This is a genomic window from Microbacterium sp., from assembly GCF_049650565.1.
GTDB lineage: Bacteria > Actinomycetota > Actinomycetes > Actinomycetales > Microbacteriaceae > Microbacterium.
In genome coordinates this window covers 1-17013 of record NZ_JBASAK010000088.1, presented here as the reverse complement: position 1 = coordinate 17013, position 17013 = coordinate 1, and the positions used below count along the sequence as shown (strand labels likewise).

Below are 17013 nucleotides of genomic sequence, written 5' to 3'. Positions count from 1 at the left end.
CACGATTCGTTAGAATGGACGATGCCCTGGAGGAGACTCCGGGCATACGAGACGAGCGGAGACATATGTCCGGGCATTCCAAGTGGGCTACGACCAAGCACAAGAAGGCGGTCATCGACTCCCGTCGTGCCAAGGCATGGGCCAAGCTCATCAAGAACATCGAGGTGGCGGCGAAGCTCGGCGGCGCCGACCTCGCCGGCAACCCGACGCTGTACGACGCGGTGCTCAAAGCCAAGAAGACCTCCGTCCCGAAGGACAACATCGACCGCGCGGTGAAGCGCGGTGCGGGCATCGGCGGCGAGTCCGTCGAGTACTCCTCCATCATGTACGAGGGTTACGGTCACGGCGGCGTGGCGCTGATGATCGAGTGTCTGACCGACAACAAGAACCGTGCGGCGGCCGAGGTGCGCACCGCACTCACCCGCAACGGCGGCACGCTGGCCGATCCGGGTTCGGTCGCGTACAACTTCAGCCGCAAGGGCGTCATCGTCGTCAGCGCCGAGGGCACCACTGAGGACGACCTCATGATGGCCGCCCTCGAGGCCGGTGCCGAGGAGATCGAGCCGCAGGCCGAGGGCTTCCAGGTCATCACCGACGCCAGCGATCTGGTGCCCGTGCGCACCGCACTGGCGGAGGCCGGCATCGACTACGACTCCGCCGACGTGGAGTTCGTGCCGAACCTCAAGGTGGAGATCGACGCTGAGACCGCGCGCAAGATCTTCCGCCTGATCGACGCGCTTGAGGACAGCGACGACGTGCAGAACGTGTTCGCGAACTTCGATCTGACCGCCGAGGTGCAGGCCGAGCTCGAGAACGACGAGGAGGACTGACCCTTCGATCCCCACGCCCCACTCCAGCCGTCGCTTCGCGCCGACCGGAGCCTCGGGGGCGCGTGGGCCCGGCTCAGGGACCCAGGTTCTTGGGTTGCTGAGCCCGTCGAAGCTCCGGCCCCGGGCGCGCCTGCGCCCGGGGCCGTTCTGCGCCCGTAGCCTGGGGGAGTGACCTCCCCGCTGCGCGTTCTCGGCATCGACCCCGGCCTCACCCGCTGCGGCGTCGGCGTCGTCGACGTGGACCGCTCCCGCCGGGCGACGCTGGTGCACGTGGGGGTCGTCCGCACGCCGCTGGACGCGGACCTGTCAGTGCGTCTGGCTGCTGTCGCCGCCGGCATCCGCACCGTGATCGAGGAGCACCGTCCGGATGCCGTGGCCGTGGAGCGCGTGTTCGCGCAGCACAACGTGCAGACCGTGATGGGCACGGCTCAGGCATCCGGCGTGGCGCTGCTGATCGCCGCCGAGGCGGGACTCCCGGCAGCCACGCACACGCCGAGCGAGGTGAAGGCCGCCGTCACCGGCTACGGATCGGCGGACAAGAAGCAGGTGCAGTCGATGATCGCCCGCATCCTGCGACTGGATGCCCCGCCGCAGCCCGCCGACGCCGCCGACGCGCTGGCCATCGCGCTCTGCCACGCCTGGCGCACCGGCCCCGTCGCTCCCACTGCCGAAGGTGGCATGACGCCCGCTCAGCGCGCCTGGGCCCAAGCGGAGCGGAACTCGCGCACCTCTCGTGTCGCTCGAACGGATGTACGAGCCGCCAGATAGGGTGGAATCATGATCTCCTCGCTGCGCGGCACCGTGCTGCACACGGCCGTCGACCGCGTCGTCATCGAGACGGGTGGTGTCGGGTTCTCGGTGTTCGTCCCCGCGGACGTCGCGCACATCGCGGTCGTGGGGGAGCAGCTGCAGCTGCACACCAGCCTGATCGTCCGCGAGGACGCGCTGACGCTGTACGGCTTCGGCGACCGCGATGAGCTGGAGATCTTCGGGCAGCTGCTGAGCGTGACCGGCGTGGGCCCCAAGTCGGCGCTCGGCGTGCTCTCGCATCTGACCGTCGACCAGATCGCCGAGGCCGTCACGGCCGAGGACGACGCGCCGTTCCGGCGCGTCTCCGGAATCGGGCCGAAGACGGCCAAGCTCATCGTCGTTCAGCTGGCAGGCAAGGTGCAGCCGCGGGTGGCGAGCACGCCGACCGCGGTCGCCGCCACGGCCGTCGTCGATCAGGTCACCGCCGCGCTCGTGGGCCTGGGCTGGACCGAGAAGGTCGCAGCAGAGGCGGCGGCCGCCACGGCCGACACTGCGACGGATGCCGAGCGCGAATCCGTTCCCGCGCTGCTGCGCCGCACACTGGCCGCCATGGGACCAGGGGCCAAGCGTGGCTGAGAACCCCCGCGACGCCGGCGAGGCGCTGGACGAGACCGAACTGGCCATCGAGGGCGCGCTGCGCCCCACGAGCCTCGGCGAGTTCGTCGGCCAGCCCAAGGTGCGCGGCCAGCTGCAGCTGCTGCTGGAGGCCGCCCGCATCCAGGAGCGCCCTGCCGACCACATCCTGCTGGCCGGCCCTCCCGGACTCGGCAAGACCACGCTGGCCATGATCGTCGCGCACGAGAGCGGGCGCCCGCTGCGCCTGTCCAGCGGACCGGCCATCCAGCATGCCGGCGACCTGGCTGCTCTGCTGTCCAGCCTCACGCCCGGCGAAGTGCTGTTCATCGACGAGATCCACCGCATGGCGCGCTCCGCCGAGGAGATGCTGTACCTGGCGATGGAGGACTTCCGCATCGACATCATGGTCGGCAAGGGCGCCGGAGCCACCAGCATCCCGCTGGACCTCGCACCGTTCACGCTGGTGGGCGCGACCACCCGCTCGGGCCTGCTGCCGAACCCGCTGCGCGATCGCTTCGGCTTCACCGGCCACCTGGAGTTCTACGACGAGAGCGATCTCGAACAGGTCATCCACCGCTCGGCATCCGTGCTGGGCGTGACGCTTCCCGGCGACTCCCTCTCGGAGATCGCACGGCGCTCCCGGGGCACCCCGCGCATCGCCAACCGGCTGCTGCGCCGGGTGCGCGACTACGCGCTGGTCCACGGTGGTGGGGACGCGGCATCCATCCACGACGTGCGCGCCGCGCTGGAGCTGTACGACGTCGACGCCATCGGGCTGGACCGGCTCGACCGGGCCGTGCTGGACGCGCTGGTGCGGCGCTTCCGCGGCGGTCCGGTGGGGCTCAGCACCCTGGCCGTGGCCGTCGGCGAAGAGGCGGAGACCGTCGAGAGCGTCGTCGAGCCCTACCTCGTGCGTATCGGGTTCCTGGGCCGGACGCCTCGTGGTCGCATCGCCATGCCGGAGGCGTACCAGCACCTGGGCCTGGTTCATCCCGAGGGTGCTGCTTTGTTCGATGACCTATAATCGCTGAAGGCTTGCCGGAATCCCGGTCCCCCATACGCGACGCCGCGTCCGGCGTGCATCTGAAAGGCTCCCGCTCCCATGGATCCCATGTCCCTCATGCTCTTCGGCCTCCTCGCCGTGATGCTCGTCTTCATGTTCATGAACACCCGCAAGCGCCAGAGGCAGATGAAGGCGCAGCAGGAGGAGAAGGCCACCAAGACCATCCCGGGTGCGAAGGTGCTGCTGCAGGGCGGCCTGTACGGCACCGTCGTCTCCTACGACCCGATCGACCTCAACAAGCCCGCGCAGATCGAGCTCGCTCCCGGTGTCGTCATCGAGGTGCACAGTCAGTCCATCCTGCGCGTCGTCGACCCGAGCGAGCTCGAGGATGCCGATGACGACGCGGCCGTCGAGGACGACGAGCACAGCACTCCCGCCCAGGGCGCCGATGACGGCATCGAGTCCATCCAGGTGGAGACGCCCGAGGAGACCAGGGCGCGTCTCGAGCGCAACAACGACAACTGACGCTCGGCGTCCCTCTCGCGGAAAGCAATCACGTGGCATCCACATCTCCGACTCGCCATGCCTGGCGGGTCCTCCTCGGCCTGCTCATCGTCACGGCGGTGCTGTTCGGCATCAACTCGCTCGGCGTGTACATCTTCAAGACCGACACCGGCAAGCCGGCCAGCTCGTGGACGCCTGAACTCGCCCTCGACCTGCAGGGCGGCACGCAGATCATCCTGCAGGCGGCGACGCCCGACGGCTCGGCCCCTTCGGCCGACCAGCTGAACCAGGCCGTCTCGATCATCCGTCAGCGCGTCGACGCGTCGGGTGTGTCCGAGGCCGACATCACCACCGAGGGCGGGCGCAACATCGTCGTCCAGATCCCCGGCCAGGCCTCCCAGGCCGACCGTGATCGCATCACCGCGAGCGCCAAGCTCGAGTTCCGCGCGGTGCTGTACACGGACGCACCGGGGACCACCTTCGTCGGCGAAGACGGCAAGCAGACGCCGTATCCGACGCCCGACCCCACGCTGCAGGCCACGCCCACAGCCAAGCCGAGCAACGCGTCCGACCCGGCGTGGATCACTCCCCAGCTGAAGGCGCAGTTCGACGCCTTCGATTGCAAGTCGAAACGACCGACCAATCAGCCCGAGGACCAGCCGCTGATCGCCTGCGAGCAAGAGGGCGGCCAGTACGTGGCCAAGTACATCCTCGGCCCGATGGAGCTGGACGGCACCGTCATCACCGACGCGACGGCCGGCCGCGAGCAGCAGTCCGGCCAGTGGACCGTCAACCTCACCATGAACGGGCACGGCACCAAGGTCTTCGGCGAGATCAGCCAGCGCCTGAACGCCAACCGCCTGGCGAACAAGGCCCCGCTGGACAGGTTCGCCTTCGTGCTCGACGGAGAGGTCATCTCCGCGCCGACCATGCAGGCCGCGATCCTCAACGGTCGCCCCAGCATCTCCGGAAACTTCACGCAGGAGACGTCCAAGGCCCTCGCCGATCAGCTCAAGTACGGTGCACTGCCGCTGAGCTTCACCGTGCAGAGCTCCGACACGGTCTCGGCCACGCTCGGATCGCAGCAGCTGAAGTACGGCCTCATCGCCGGCCTCATCGGCCTCGGCCTGGTCGCGATCTACTCGCTGCTCAGCTATCGGGCTCTGGGTTGGGTGATCATGGCGTCGATCGGCGTGATGGGCGTGCTGACGTACATCATCATCGCCATCCTGGCCTGGCGCATGGGCTTCCGACTGTCCCTGGCAGGCGTGGCGGGTCTGATCGTGTCGATCGGATTCACGGCCGACTCGTTCATCGTCTACTTCGAGCGAATACGAGACGAGCTGCGCGACGGCAAGTCCATCACCGGCTCGATCGAGTACGGCTGGGATCGTGCGAAGCGCACGATCTACATCGCCAAGGCGGTCAACATCCTCGCAGCCGTGGTGCTGTTCATCCTGGCTGACGCCACGGTGAAGGGCTTCGCGTTCACGCTGGGTCTGACCACTCTGATCGATGTGTTCATCTTCGTGATCTTCACGCACCCCGTCATGCAGATCCTGGCCCGCACGGAGTTCTTCGGCGGCGGGCACCCGCTCTCCGGCCTGAACGCCGAGTCGCTCGGCGCCGTGTACAGCGACCGCGTGCAGTACCGCACCGCGGAGACCGCGTCGACCGGCCGCGCCGCACGCAACAAGGGCGCAAGCGGCGAAGCCGCCAGGCGCCAGACCATCGCCGAGCGCAAGCGCGCTGAGGCACTCGCCGCTCAGGGATCCAAGGATGCCGGGAAGGACTCCTCCGCATCATGATCTCGATGAACGAGTTCGGCAACAACCTCTACTCGGGGAAGACCTCCTTCCCCTTCGTCGGCAGGCGCAGACTGTGGTTCATCATCGCCGTGCTGCTGGTTCTGGGCTCCATCCTGGTGCCGTTCATCCGGCCGGTGCAGTTCTCCATCGAGTTCACCGGCGGCTCGCAGTTCATGATCGTGGGCCCGTCTTCGACGAATCAGGGCCTGGCGTCCGACGCGGTGCGCAGCGTGGTGCCGAACGCCACCACCAGGGTCGCCATCGTCAACAACAAGGACGTCCGCGTCCAGACCGACCAGATGTCGCCCAACCAGACGCAGGATGTGAAGAACGCCCTTGCGGACGCCTACGACGTGCAGCCCAAGGAGGTCGCGGACTCGTTCATCGGCCCGGCCTGGGGTGAGGGCGTCACGCGGCAGTCCCTGTGGGGCCTGGCGATCTTCCTCGCGCTGACCTTCCTGATCCTCGGCATCTACTTCCGCACGTGGAAGATGTCGGCAGCCTCGATCCTCGGCCTGCTTGACGTGCTGGTGATCACGGTCGGCGTCTACGCCCTCGCGGGCTTCGAGATCTCGCCGGCGGCCGTGATCGGGTTCCTGACAATCTTGGCCTATTCGCTGTACGACACCACGGTCGTGTTCGACAAGGTGCGCGAGAACACCACCGAGGATGCCGATCAGATGACCCGCACGTTCGGGGAATCGGTGAACCTCGCCGTCAACCAGACGCTGGTGCGCTCGATCAACACCTCGGTCGTCGCAGCGCTGCCTGTCGGCGCGATCCTGTTCATCGGAGCGTTCTGGTTCGGCGCGGAGACGCTGTCCTCGATCTCGCTGTCGATCTTCGTCGGCATCCTGGTCGCGACGTACTCCACGCTGTTCGTGTCGGCGCCGCTGTACGCGGCGTTCCGCCAGAACGAGCCGGCCATCCTCGCCCACGACAAGAAGGTGCTGCAGGCGCGCGAGCGCGCCGCCACGACCGTCGAGGTCTGACATCCTACGCGGGGATCGGCGTGCCGGTCCCCGCGTAGGATGAGCACAACGCGGGGACGGGAGCACAGATGGCGGATTCGCAGGTCACATCGCAGGGCTCCAGTCTGCGTCGGCTGGTGCCGCGCATCTTCTCTCGAGCGCCTCGCGTCAATGACCTCGACAACCTGATCCGCACGGTCCGCGCCAATCACCCCCGCGGCGATCTGCCCATCATCGAGCACGCCTATCGCATCGCGAAGGAGAAGCACGAGGGGCAGTTCCGGCAGAGCGGCGAGCCGTACATCACCCATCCACTGGCTGTTGCGAAGATCCTCGCCGACCTGGGCCTCGGGCCTCGCGCCGTCGCGGCCGCACTGCTGCACGACACCGTCGAGGACACCGGCTACGCACTCACCGAGCTGACCGAGGAGTTCGGTGACGAGGTCGCGATGCTCGTCGACGGCGTCACCAAGCTCGATAAGGTCAAGTACGGCGAGAGCGCACAGGCCGAGACCGTCCGCAAGATGATCGTCGCGATGTCCAAAGACATCCGCGTGCTGCTGATCAAGCTCGCCGACCGGCTGCACAACGCGCGCACCTGGGGCTTCGTGCCGCCCGAGAAGGCCGCGCGCAAGGCCAAGGAGACGCTCGAGATCTACGCGCCGCTGGCCAATCGCCTCGGCATCCAGACCATCAAATCCGAGCTGGAGGATCTGTCCTTCGCCGTGCTGAACCCGAAGATCTACGCGGAGATCTCCAGCCTGGTGGCACAGCGCACTCCGCAGCGCGAGAAGTACCTCAAGCAGGTCATCGCGGAGATCGACGAGGACCTGCACGAGCTGCGCATCCGCGGCAAGGTGTTCGGGCGTCCGAAACAGCTGTACTCCGTGTATCAGAAGATGGTCGTCCGCGGTCGCGAGTTCGACGACATCTACGACCTGATCGGCATCCGGGTGCTGGTGAACTCCGTGCGCGACTGCTACGCGGTGCTGGGCGCCATCCACGCGCGCTGGACGCCGCTGCCCGGACGTTTCAAGGACTACATCGCCACCCCGAAGTTCAACCTCTACCAGTCGCTGCACACCACCGTGATCGGCCCGTCCGGGCGCACGGTGGAGATCCAGATCCGTACGCACGAGATGCACCAGCAGGCCGAGTTCGGCGTGGCCGCGCACTGGATGTACAAGGAGCGGATGAACGGCGGCAAGGTCGACACGCGCAAGACGGACGCCGACATGGCATGGCTCGCGCACATCTCCGACTGGCAGGCCGAGACCGCCGACCCCAGCGAGTTCCTGGATTCGCTCCGTTTCGAGATCGGTGCGAAGGAGGTGTACGTCTTCACGCCCAAGGGGCGTGTCATCGGGCTCCCCGCCGGGGCGACGCCGGTGGACTTCGCCTACGCCGTGCACACCGAGATCGGCCACCGCACGATGGGCGCCAAGGTCAACGGGCGGCTGGTGCCGCTGGAGTCCGAACTGCGCAGCGGCGACGTCGTCGAGGTGTTCACCTCGAAGAACCCGGATGCCGGTCCCAGTCAGGACTGGCTGAGCTTCGTCAAGAGCACCAGGGCGCGCAACAAGATCAAGGGCTGGTTCACCAAGGAGCGCCGCGAGGAGGCCGTCGAGCAGGGAAAGGAGTCCATCGCCCGCGCGATGCGCAAGCAGAACCTGCCTCTGCAGCGGCTGATGAGTCAGGAGTCGTTCGCGGAGGTCGCGCGGCAGCTGCGCTACGAGGATGTCACCTCGCTGTACGCGGCCGTCGGCGAGGGGCACGTCTCCACGCAGTCCGTGCTGGAGAAGGTCACCGCGCTCGTCGCCTCCGAACCCGACACCAGCACCGGGGCCATCCAGTTGCCCGGTCACGCGGCCACCCGCGAGGCCAAGGCTGCGGACTCCGGCATCCTGGTCCGCGGCGCTGCCGACATCCTCGTCAAGCTGGCGCGGTGCTGCACGCCCGTGCCGGGAGACCCCATCGTCGGCTTCGTCACCCGCGGCAGCGGCGTCTCGGTGCACCGCAAGGACTGCGTGAACGTGAAGGCGCTGGGCGCCGACTCCGAGCGCTTCGTGGAGGTGTCCTGGGCGCCGACCACCAAGAGCGTGTTCCGCGTGCAGATCCAGGTGGAGGCGCTGGATCGCTCGGGCCTTCTCTCGGACGTCACCCGCGTGCTCAGCGAACACCACGTGAACATCCTGTCGGCGTCGGTGTCCACCACCGACGAGCGCCTGGCGCTGAGCCGCTTCGTCTTCGAGATGGGGGACTCCGTGCACCTGGACCGCGTGCTCAATGCCGTCCGCCGGATCGACGCCGTGTACGACGTCTACCGCGTCACGACGTCCTGAGAGGCCCTCACGGCCTGAAGAATCTGCGCGGCCGCGCGTCGGCCCGGACGTCTGGTCGCGCGCGCGAGTTCGTCCTCGAGGCTGCCCAGCAGCTCCGGCCTCGCCTGGAGGAGCGCGTTCACCCAGTGGTCGTCGCGCTGGTCGAGCGCCGCGGCGTACAGCAGCTCCGAGGCCGTCGCCTCCGGTGTCGTCACGGGGATGCCGCCGACGTCGGCGACGGCGTCCTGTGCGGCGCGACGGTCGTGGTAGATCACCCGTGCCCGCGGCGTGACGCGCATCCGCGCCGCAGAGACGCGGCGGATGTGATGCACGGCCGGCGGGGCGTCGCCGGCGCCGTGGATCCAGGCGGCCGTCGGGCCGCAGGCCGCGGTGCCTCGGGGGATGAGCATGGCGACGCCGAGCGCCCTGGCATCCGCCTCCTCCACGGTGTCGACGGGCATGAATCCCTCGCCGACCTCGATCACGACCCCGTCGAGGCGGGCCGCGCTGAGCTCTGCGAGGGTCAGCCGGTCACCGGGGCGGTAGAACAGCGCGGGGTGCATGCACAACAGTATGAGCCGTGCCGCCCGGTGACGGGCGAGCACGGCTCATACTGTGGATAACGCGGTGTCAGCCGCGCAGGGCGTTCAGCCAGGAGCGCCGTGCGGCCAGCGCCTCGGTGGCCTCCTTGACGGCCTTCGCATCGCCGGCCTTCTCCGCAGCGGCGAGCTCCCGCTCGAGCTTCTCGATGGCCTCGTTGAGCTGCGAGCTCATGTCGTTCGCACGAGCCTTGGTCTCGGGGTTGTTCTTCTTCCAGTCCACGTCCTCGCGGGACTTCAGAGCCTGCTCGATGGTGCGCATGCGATCGTCGAGGGCGCGCTCCTTCTCGCGAGGGAAGATGCGTCCGACCTCGTCCCACTCCCGCTGGATGCGCGTGAGCAGGGCGCGTGCCCTCTTGAGGTTCGGCTCGTCGGCGACGGCCTTGGCCTCTTCCAGCAGAGCCTGACGGGCCTCGATCTTCGGCGCGGACTCCGCCTCATCGGCAGCTGCCTGCTCGGCACGAGCCGAGTACAGCGCGTCGCCGGCGGCCTTGAACTTCGCCCACAGCGCATCGTCGGCCTTGCGTCCGGCACGGCCGGCGGCCTTCCACTCGTCCAGCAGATCTCGGTATGCGGGGATGCCGTCCACGCCGCGGGGTGCGAGGGCTTCGGCCCGCTCGACCAGACGGGCCTTGGCATCGCGTGCGCTGCGGTGCACGTCGTCGAGCTCGGAGAAGAACGCGCGACGAGCCTTGTCGACGCTCGAGCGTGCATCGCGGAACCGCTTCCAGAGCTGCTGCGCGACGCCCTTCGGCAGACGCGGGCCGTTCTGCTGGTGCGACTGCCACGCGTCGAACAGCTCGGTCATCTCGACCGTGACCTGCTTCCACTGCACCTTCGACAGGTCGCGGGCGGCGATGGCCTCGGCCTTCTCGACGATCACGGTGCGCTCGGCGATGGCGGCGTCCATGGCGGCCTTCGCTGCCTCGGCCTCCTTCTCGGTGGCCTCGGAGAGACTCGCCACGAGGGCCTCGATGCGGGTGCGGAGGCCCGCGAGGTCGCCGACGGCCGCGGCATCCGTCACCTCGCCGAGAAGGCGATTCGCCTGCTTGGTGAGGTCCGATGCCGAACTGCCGCCGCTCTGCGCGCGGGTCTCCAGGGTTCCGAACTTCACGGCGAAGTCGTCGAACTTGCGGGCGTAGTACGCCAGCGCCTCATCGGGCGTGCCGTCGGGGTACTGGCCGACCGCGCGCCAGGCGTCGCCCTCGCGCACCTCGACGGTGCCGTCCTCGGTGACGCGACCCCACTCGGAGGCGTCGGACGCGATGGGCGCGGATGTCACCGGCGCGGCGGCCGGCGCGGCGGTGACGCGGGGCATCGGACGGCGCGGCGGCGCGGGGATCGGCGGGGTGGGCTTGGGGGCGTTGTCGTCAGACACGGTGTTCTCCTTGCGCGGCTTGCCCGCGGGAGTGGGAAAGGGCTCCGCTCAGCCTAGTTCACTCGCCAGGAGTCTGCGCGGGGTCCGGCGAGGGCACGGCGGGCGTGGTGGCGACAGGCGATGCGGGTGCGTGCGAGGGCGTCGGCGCGGGCGCCGTGACCTGTGCGTGGACGGTCTGGCTCACGACGGCCCCGACGACGATCAAGCCGCCGATGATGCACGCGAGAACCGTGTCGCGCACGCGCCGCCGCTGCAGCTTCTGGTGCCAGGCCGTGCGGGCCGCATACAGCCGTGCTCGCTCGGCATCGCCGCGACTGCGCTGCGATCCGCGGGAGGTGCGTGCGGCCATCGTCGTCCTCTTCTTCCCGGGCGCCGTCCCGGGCGCCGCCTCCTGCGAGCCTACCGCGATGCAGTGTCGCCGACCGCGACTAGCCTGGGGGGATGACCTCCCCGGCTCCTCTGCTCTCGGGCCAGACCCCGCTCGCCGTGCGCATGCGGCCGGTCTCGCTCGACGAGGTGGCCGGGCAGCAGCACCTGCTGCGCGCAGGGTCGCCCATCGTCGCCCTGGCCGATCCCGACGCCTCGTCTCCCGGCGCGGTCTCGATCATCCTGTGGGGCCCGCCAGGCACGGGCAAGACCACACTGGCCCAGGCCATCGCGCGGTCGTCCGGGCGCCGGTTCGTCGAGCTGTCCGCGATCACCGCCGGCGTGAAGGACGTGCGCGAGGTGATGCAGGAGGCCATCACCCAGCGCGACCTGTACGGCCAGACCACCATCCTCTTCCTGGATGAGATCCACCGCTTCACGAAAGCGCAGCAGGACGCCCTGCTCCCGGGCGTGGAGAACGGTTGGGTCATCCTCATCGCCGCGACCACCGAGAACCCCTCGTTCTCGGTCATCTCGCCGCTGCTGTCGCGTTCCCTGCTGCTGACGCTCCAGCCACTCACCGACGACGACATCGGCGTGCTGGTGGACCGGGCAGTGACCGATGCCCGGGGACTCGCGGACGCGGTGACGCTGGACGACGTCGCGAGGTCCGCACTGATCCGGCTCGCCTCCGGCGACGCCCGCCGCGCGCTGACCGGCCTGGAGGCGGCCGCCGGCGTGGCCATGTCGAAGGCGGCGGTGGGGGAGACCGCCGTCGTCTCCGACGAGGACGTGGCCCAGGCCGTGGACCGCGCGCTGCTGCGCTACGATCGGGCGGGCGACGAGCACTACGACGTCATCAGTGCGTTCATCAAGTCGATCCGCGGCTCGGATGCAGATGCCGCCGTGCACTACCTCGCACGCATGATCGAGGCGGGGGAGGACCCGCGGTTCATCGCTCGGCGACTGGTCATCTCCGCGGCGGAGGACATCGGACTCGCCGACCCGCAGGCGCTCCTGATCGCGACGGCGGCGGCGGATGCCGTGGCCTTCATCGGCATGCCGGAGGGGCGCATCCCGCTGGCGGAGGCCACCATCTACCTGGCCACGACGGCCAAGTCCAACGCCGCCTATGTCGCCATCGACCAGGCCATCGCCGATGTGCGGTCGGGGGGCTTCGGGCGGGTGCCCATCCATCTGCGCGACGCGCACTACGCCGGCGCGAAGAGACTCGGCCACGGCAAGGGCTACCGATACCCGCACGATGCCGACGCCGGCATCCTGCCGCAGCAGTACCTGCCCGACGAGCTTGCCGGGCGTCACTACTACGAGCCGAAGAATCTCGGCGCCGAGCGCGACGTGTCAGCGCGCCTGGAGCGCATCCGCAGGATCCTCGGCGGACACTGAGCGTCTGATAGGATGAACCGGCTCGAAACCCAGTTTTCGGGCATCCCTCCGCTCCTGAACGACTTCCCGGCGCGCCTCGGCGTACGCGAGGGGAAGGCGGGGCAGAGGCGATACGCCCGCGAGTCGTGAAAGACACGTCCGCGTCACGGAAGGAGAACTTCGTGGTCACGAAGTCTCAGGACCGCCGCAAGGTCCGTCTCAGCCGCGCGCTGGGTATCCCGCTCACCCCGAAGGCAGCCCGCTACCTCGAGAAGCGTCCCTACGCTCCGGGCGAGCACGGCCGCACCAAGCGCAAGGCCGACAGCGACTACGCCGTCCGTCTGCGTGAGAAGCAGCGTCTGCGCGAGCAGTACGGCATCCGCGAGAAGCAGCTGCGCATCGCGTTCAACGAGGCCCGCCGCAAGGACGGCCTGACCGGTGAGAACCTGGTCGAGCTGCTCGAGATGCGTCTGGACGCGCTCGTGCTGCGTGCCGGCTTCGCTCGCACCACCGCGCAGGCCCGCCAGCTGGTCGTGCACCGTCACATCCTCGTCGACGGTCAGCTCGTCGACCGCCCGTCCTTCCGCGTGAAGCCGGGTCAGCTCATCCACGTCAAGGCCAAGTCCGAGGGCCTCGAGCCCTTCCAGGTCGCAGCGGCCGGCGGTCACGCCGAGGTGCTGCCCCCGGTTCCCGGCTACCTCGAGGTCGAGCTGGACAAGCTGCAGGCCCGTCTGGTCCGTCGTCCCAAGCGCGCAGAGGTCCCCGTGACCTGTGAGGTGCAGCTGGTCGTCGAGTACTACGCGGCTCGCTGATACCGCATCCAAACCTGGGTCCCTGAGCCTGTCGAAGGGTAGCGACTCAGCGGGTCAAGACGAGAGGCGTCGGGGTTTCCCCGGCGCCTCTCGTCGTAGGATGGCGGAATGAAGAGTCTGCTCTGGTTCCTGATCGGTGTGATCGGCGGGTTCGTCGCCGCGCACTTCATGAACAAGGACCCCCGCGGTCAGGAGATCTTCGCCGACATCGATGCGCGCATCTCGGAGTTCACCGGGATCCTCGGTGAGGCGTACCGCCAGCAGGAGGCGCGCCTGTCGGACCCCGCAGACGACTGACCACGATTCATCCCTCCGCGTCCGCGAGACGCGACCGAGCCATGCAAGGACACCTGAGAGCACTATGAGAACTGCGGAGATCGCGCAGCGCTACCTCGACTTCTTCGAGAAGAACGACCACACCATCGTCCCGTCGGCGTCGCTGGTCAGCGATGACCCCTCGCTGCTCTTCACTGTCGCGGGCATGGTGCCGATGATCCCGTACCTCACCGGAGTCGTCCCGGCCCCGCATCCCCGCATCGCCGACGTGCAGAAGTGCATCCGCACGAACGACATCGAGGAGGTCGGGCGCACCGCGCGCCACGGCACGTTCTTCCAGATGCTCGGCAACTGGTCCTTCGGCGACTACTTCAAGGAAGGCGCCATCCGCTATGCGTGGGAGCTGCTGACCTCGTCGCAGGCCGACGGCGGCCTCGGATTCGACGAGAAGGATCTCTGGGTCACCGTCTTCGAGACCGACGACGAGGCGGAGGCCATCTGGCGCGACGTCATCGGGCTCAAGCCCGAGCGCATCCAGCGCCTCGGGCGCGAGGACAACTACTGGAACACCGGCCAGCCCGGCCCCGGCGGTCCCGACTCGGAGATCTTCTTCGACCGCGGCCCCGCATACGGGAAGGACGGCGGCCCGGCTGCCGACGACACCCGGTTCCTGGAGATCTGGAACCTCGTGTTCATGCAGGACTTCATCGACAACGTGCGCGGCAAGACCGACTTCGACATCGTCGGCGAGCTGCCCATGAAGAACATCGACACCGGCATGGGCCTGGAGCGCGTCGCGTTCCTCAAGCAGGGCGTCGAGAACATGTACGAGACCGACCAGGTGCGTCCTGTGCTGGATCGCGCCATCGAGCTCTCCGGTCGCACCTACGGCGCCGTTCACGAGGACGACGTGCGCTTCCGCGTCGTGGCCGACCACGTGCGCTCCTCGCTGATGCTGCTCTCCGACGGCGTGCGTCCCTCCAACGAGGGCCGCGGCTACATCCTGCGCCGCCTGATGCGCCGCACCGTGCGGGCGATGCGCCTGCTGGGCGTCGAGGACTCGACGTTCCCCGAGCTGTTCGAGGTGTCGAAGGACGCCATGAAGTCGGCTTATCCGGTGTTGGAGAAGGACTGGTCCATGCTGTCGGCGTCGGCGTTCGCCGAGGAGGAGACCTTCCGCCGCACCCTGGTGCAGGGCTCGACGATCCTCGACCTCGCCCTCGACGAGACCCGCCAGTCCGGAGGATCCACCCTCAGCGGCTCGCAGGCGTTTCTGCTGCACGACACCTACGGCTTCCCGATCGACCTCACGCTGGAGGTCGCCGAGGAGGCGGGGCTGAACGTGGACCGCCCGGCGTTCGACGAGCTCATGCGCGGTCAGCGCGAGCGCGCCAAGGCCGATGCCCGCAGCCGCAAGCGCCAGCGCGCGGATGTGTCGGTGTACCGCGACTTCCGCGCACGGGGGGAGACCTCGTTCGTCGGCTACGACGATCTGAAGGCCGAGTCCCGCGTGCTGGGCATTCTCGTCGACGGCGCGCCCGTGCAGACTGCGACCGAGGGCCAGGTGGCGGAGGTCATCCTCGCCGAGACCGCGCTGTACGCCGAGTCCGGCGGCCAGGTCGCCGACAAGGGCAGCATCGTCGGCGCCGGGTTCGAGCTGGACGTGCTGGACGTGCAGAAGCCCGTGCCGGGGCTGATCAGCCACACCGTGCACGTGGACTCCGGCGCCGTCGCTGTGGATGACCGCGCGACCACCGTGGTGGATGCCGCCAACCGGCGCGCCGCCCGTCAGGCGCACTCGGCCACGCACCTCGTGCACGCCGCGCTGCGCGACACGCTCGGCAAGACGGCCACGCAGGCGGGTTCGCTCAACCGTGCCGGGTACATGCGCTTCGACTTCGCGTGGTCGCACCCCCTGTCGGCCGAGACCCGCACCGAGATCGAGGACATCACCAACCGGGCCGTCAACGACGCGCTCGAGGTGACGACCCGCGTCATCTCACTGGACGAGGCCAAGGAGGCCGGCGCCATGGCGCTGTTCGGCGAGAAGTACGGCGACATCGTGCGCATGGTCGACATCGGCGGACCCTGGTCGCGCGAGCTCTGCGGTGGCACCCACGTGTCGTCCAGTGCCGAGATCGGTCTGGTCAGTGTCGTCGGCGAGTCCTCGGTCGGCGCGTCCAACCGCCGCATCGAGGCACTTGTCGGACAGGACGCCTTCCGCGAGCTGGCCGCCGAGCGCACGGTGGTCTCGCAGCTGTCTGCCGCATTGAAGGCTCCCCGCGATCAGCTGTCCACCCGCATCGAGGAACTGCAGGCCAACCTGAAGGCCGCCGAGAAGCGCATCGCGCAGTTCGAGGCCGCCGAGCGCGCCGGTCGCGTTCCGGCGCTGTCGGAGGCCGCGCAGCAGCACGGCTCGTATCGGGTGGCGGCCAGTTCGCTCGGCGAGGTCGGCTCCGCCGACGACGTGCGCACCCTCGCGCTGAGCGTGCGCGAGCGCCTGGGATCTGAGGCCGCGGTGGTGGTTTTCGGCGGCATCGTGAACGAGCGTCCGATCGTCGTGGTCGCCACCAACGACACCGCGCGTGCGGCCGGGGCGAAGGCGGGTGCGCTGGTGCGCATCGCCGCCGGCATCCTCGGCGGTGGTGGCGGCGGCAAGGACGACGTCGCCCAGGGCGGCGGCACGGATGCGACTGCACTGGATGCCGCGCTGGCGGCCGTGGTCACGGAGCTCTCGGCAGCGTGACCGGGTTCCGCCGCGGCGCCCGGCTCGGCATCGACGTGGGCAAGGCCCGTGTCGGTGTCGCGCGGTGCGATCCCGACGGCATGCTGGCCGTGCCGGTGGAGACCGTCCCGAGGTCGGAGACCTCGATCGACCGGATCGCGGAGCTCGCGCGGGAGTGGGAGCCCATCGAGTTCATCGTGGGGCTCCCGGTGAACATGCGGGGCGAGGAGACCCTGTCCACGAAGGATGCCCGTGACTTCGCTGCTGAGCTCGGCCGCCGCACCGGCATCGCCGTGCGCATGGTCGACGAGCGGTTGAGCACCGTGAGCGCGTACACGGCGCTGCATTCCTCGGGCAGGACTCAGAAGAATTCTCGTAGCATTGTGGATCAGGTGGCGGCGGTCGTGCTTCTGCAGCACGCCGTGGACACCGAGAAGAGCACCGGGAGACCCGCCGGTGCGCCGCTCGAACTCGATGAGGAGCCCTCTCACGATGCCTGACTCCCCAGAGCGCCCGACATCGCCAGGGCTGGGTGATCTGTTCGATGATCTGCCCACCGCATCATCGCCGCTGCCCGAGCGCGGCAGGCGCGACGATGCTGCGCCGGGTTCGCGCCGTGCGATGCGCGAGGCGCGCGCGGCCGCCGAG

At 68.9% G+C, this 17013-nt stretch carries 16 protein-coding genes; 13 read left to right on the top strand and 3 right to left on the bottom strand.

Going from position 1 to position 17013, the window contains the following annotated elements; all coding sequences use genetic code 11:
• The first annotated feature begins 65 nt into the window (after nt 1-65).
• The 8 genes from WA967_RS14080 to WA967_RS14045 all read left to right on the top strand — a co-directional run bounded on the left by WA967_RS14080 (nt 66) and on the right by WA967_RS14045 (nt 8844).
• A complete protein-coding gene (locus WA967_RS14080; protein ID WP_424423819.1) occupies nt 66-830 on the top strand; it encodes a YebC/PmpR family DNA-binding transcriptional regulator in 765 nt (254 codons plus the stop codon).
• A 168-nt stretch (nt 831-998) separates the two neighbouring features.
• Nucleotides 999-1598, top strand: coding sequence for a crossover junction endodeoxyribonuclease RuvC (ruvC, locus tag WA967_RS14075; protein ID WP_424423814.1), 600 nt, complete (start codon nt 999-1001; stop codon nt 1596-1598).
• A gap of 9 nt (nt 1599-1607) precedes the next feature.
• Nucleotides 1608-2216, top strand: coding sequence for a Holliday junction branch migration protein RuvA (ruvA, locus tag WA967_RS14070; RefSeq protein ID WP_424423811.1), 609 nt, complete (start codon nt 1608-1610; stop codon nt 2214-2216).
• Entirely contained in the window at nt 2209-3240 is a 1032-nt protein-coding gene (ruvB, locus tag WA967_RS14065; RefSeq protein ID WP_424423809.1) for a Holliday junction branch migration DNA helicase RuvB, read from the top strand. Before ruvA ends, ruvB begins: the two co-directional genes overlap by 8 nt.
• Nucleotides 3241-3327: 87 nt before the next feature.
• Complete coding sequence (locus tag WA967_RS14060) at nt 3328-3744, top strand: preprotein translocase subunit YajC (RefSeq protein ID WP_424423806.1); 417 nt, start codon at nt 3328-3330, stop codon at nt 3742-3744.
• 32 nt (nt 3745-3776) lie between these two features.
• Nucleotides 3777-5531, top strand: coding sequence for a protein translocase subunit SecD (gene secD, locus WA967_RS14055; protein ID WP_424423803.1), 1755 nt, complete (start codon nt 3777-3779; stop codon nt 5529-5531).
• Nucleotides 5528-6523 (top strand): protein translocase subunit SecF, encoded by a 996-nt coding sequence (gene secF / locus WA967_RS14050; RefSeq protein WP_424423800.1) that lies wholly within the window; start codon nt 5528-5530, stop codon nt 6521-6523. The genes secD and secF overlap by 4 nt, the downstream gene beginning before the upstream one ends.
• A gap of 68 nt (nt 6524-6591) precedes the next feature.
• Entirely contained in the window at nt 6592-8844 is a 2253-nt protein-coding gene (locus WA967_RS14045; RefSeq protein ID WP_424423798.1) for a RelA/SpoT family protein, read from the top strand.
• Here WA967_RS14045 and WA967_RS14040 read toward each other — a convergent pair.
• The 3 genes from WA967_RS14040 to WA967_RS14030 all read right to left on the bottom strand — a co-directional run bounded on the left by WA967_RS14040 (nt 8823) and on the right by WA967_RS14030 (nt 11149).
• Nucleotides 8823-9386, bottom strand: coding sequence for a type IV toxin-antitoxin system AbiEi family antitoxin (locus WA967_RS14040; protein WP_424423796.1), 564 nt, complete (start codon nt 9384-9386; stop codon nt 8823-8825). The genes WA967_RS14045 and WA967_RS14040 overlap by 22 nt on opposite strands.
• Nucleotides 9387-9453: 67 nt before the next feature.
• Nucleotides 9454-10740 carry a DUF349 domain-containing protein gene (locus WA967_RS14035; RefSeq protein WP_424423816.1) on the bottom strand — a complete coding sequence of 429 codons (1287 nt, stop codon included), beginning with the start codon at nt 10738-10740 and terminating at the stop codon, nt 9454-9456.
• Nucleotides 10741-10858: 118 nt separating this feature from the next.
• Nucleotides 10859-11149, bottom strand: a complete 291-nt coding sequence (locus tag WA967_RS14030) for a hypothetical protein (RefSeq protein ID WP_424423794.1) — start codon at nt 11147-11149, stop codon at nt 10859-10861.
• A 92-nt stretch (nt 11150-11241) separates the two neighbouring features.
• Here WA967_RS14030 and WA967_RS14025 point away from each other — a divergent pair, with 92 nt between their 5' ends.
• The 5 genes from WA967_RS14025 to ruvX all read left to right on the top strand — a co-directional run bounded on the left by WA967_RS14025 (nt 11242) and on the right by ruvX (nt 16865).
• A complete protein-coding gene (locus WA967_RS14025; RefSeq protein ID WP_424423792.1) occupies nt 11242-12573 on the top strand; it encodes a replication-associated recombination protein A in 1332 nt (443 codons plus the stop codon).
• A 161-nt stretch (nt 12574-12734) separates the two neighbouring features.
• Nucleotides 12735-13364 carry a 30S ribosomal protein S4 gene (rpsD, locus tag WA967_RS14020; RefSeq protein ID WP_417556306.1) on the top strand — a complete coding sequence of 210 codons (630 nt, stop codon included), beginning with the start codon at nt 12735-12737 and terminating at the stop codon, nt 13362-13364.
• A 108-nt stretch (nt 13365-13472) separates the two neighbouring features.
• Entirely contained in the window at nt 13473-13661 is a 189-nt protein-coding gene (locus WA967_RS14015) for a hypothetical protein (RefSeq protein ID WP_424423789.1), read from the top strand.
• Nucleotides 13662-13725: 64 nt separating this feature from the next.
• Complete coding sequence (gene alaS, locus WA967_RS14010; RefSeq protein ID WP_424423787.1) at nt 13726-16386, top strand: alanine--tRNA ligase; 2661 nt, start codon at nt 13726-13728, stop codon at nt 16384-16386.
• Complete coding sequence (gene ruvX, locus WA967_RS14005) at nt 16383-16865, top strand: Holliday junction resolvase RuvX (RefSeq protein ID WP_424423784.1); 483 nt, start codon at nt 16383-16385, stop codon at nt 16863-16865. Before alaS ends, ruvX begins: the two co-directional genes overlap by 4 nt.
• Nucleotides 16866-17013 lie beyond the last annotated feature (148 nt).

What these genes read in the sequence shown, in the direction of transcription:
- WA967_RS14025 (WP_424423792.1), top strand. Translation starts at nt 11,242, where the DNA reads ATGACCTCCCCGGCTCCTCTGCTCTCGGGCCAGACCCCGCTCGCCGTG.
- WA967_RS14030 (WP_424423794.1), bottom strand. Translation starts at nt 11,149, where the DNA reads ATGGCCGCACGCACCTCCCGCGGATCGCAGCGCAGTCGCGGCGATGCC.
- WA967_RS14045 (WP_424423798.1), top strand. Translation starts at nt 6,592, where the DNA reads ATGGCGGATTCGCAGGTCACATCGCAGGGCTCCAGTCTGCGTCGGCTG.
- secF (WP_424423800.1), top strand. Translation starts at nt 5,528, where the DNA reads ATGATCTCGATGAACGAGTTCGGCAACAACCTCTACTCGGGGAAGACC.
- WA967_RS14035 (WP_424423816.1), bottom strand. Translation starts at nt 10,740, where the DNA reads ATGCCCCGCGTCACCGCCGCGCCGGCCGCCGCGCCGGTGACATCCGCG.
- WA967_RS14015 (WP_424423789.1), top strand. Translation starts at nt 13,473, where the DNA reads ATGAAGAGTCTGCTCTGGTTCCTGATCGGTGTGATCGGCGGGTTCGTC.
- WA967_RS14060 (WP_424423806.1), top strand. Translation starts at nt 3,328, where the DNA reads ATGTCCCTCATGCTCTTCGGCCTCCTCGCCGTGATGCTCGTCTTCATG.
- ruvA (WP_424423811.1), top strand. Translation starts at nt 1,608, where the DNA reads ATGATCTCCTCGCTGCGCGGCACCGTGCTGCACACGGCCGTCGACCGC.
- WA967_RS14040 (WP_424423796.1), bottom strand. Translation starts at nt 9,386, where the DNA reads ATGCACCCCGCGCTGTTCTACCGCCCCGGTGACCGGCTGACCCTCGCA.
- WA967_RS14080 (WP_424423819.1), top strand. Translation starts at nt 66, where the DNA reads ATGTCCGGGCATTCCAAGTGGGCTACGACCAAGCACAAGAAGGCGGTC.
- alaS (WP_424423787.1), top strand. Translation starts at nt 13,726, where the DNA reads ATGAGAACTGCGGAGATCGCGCAGCGCTACCTCGACTTCTTCGAGAAG.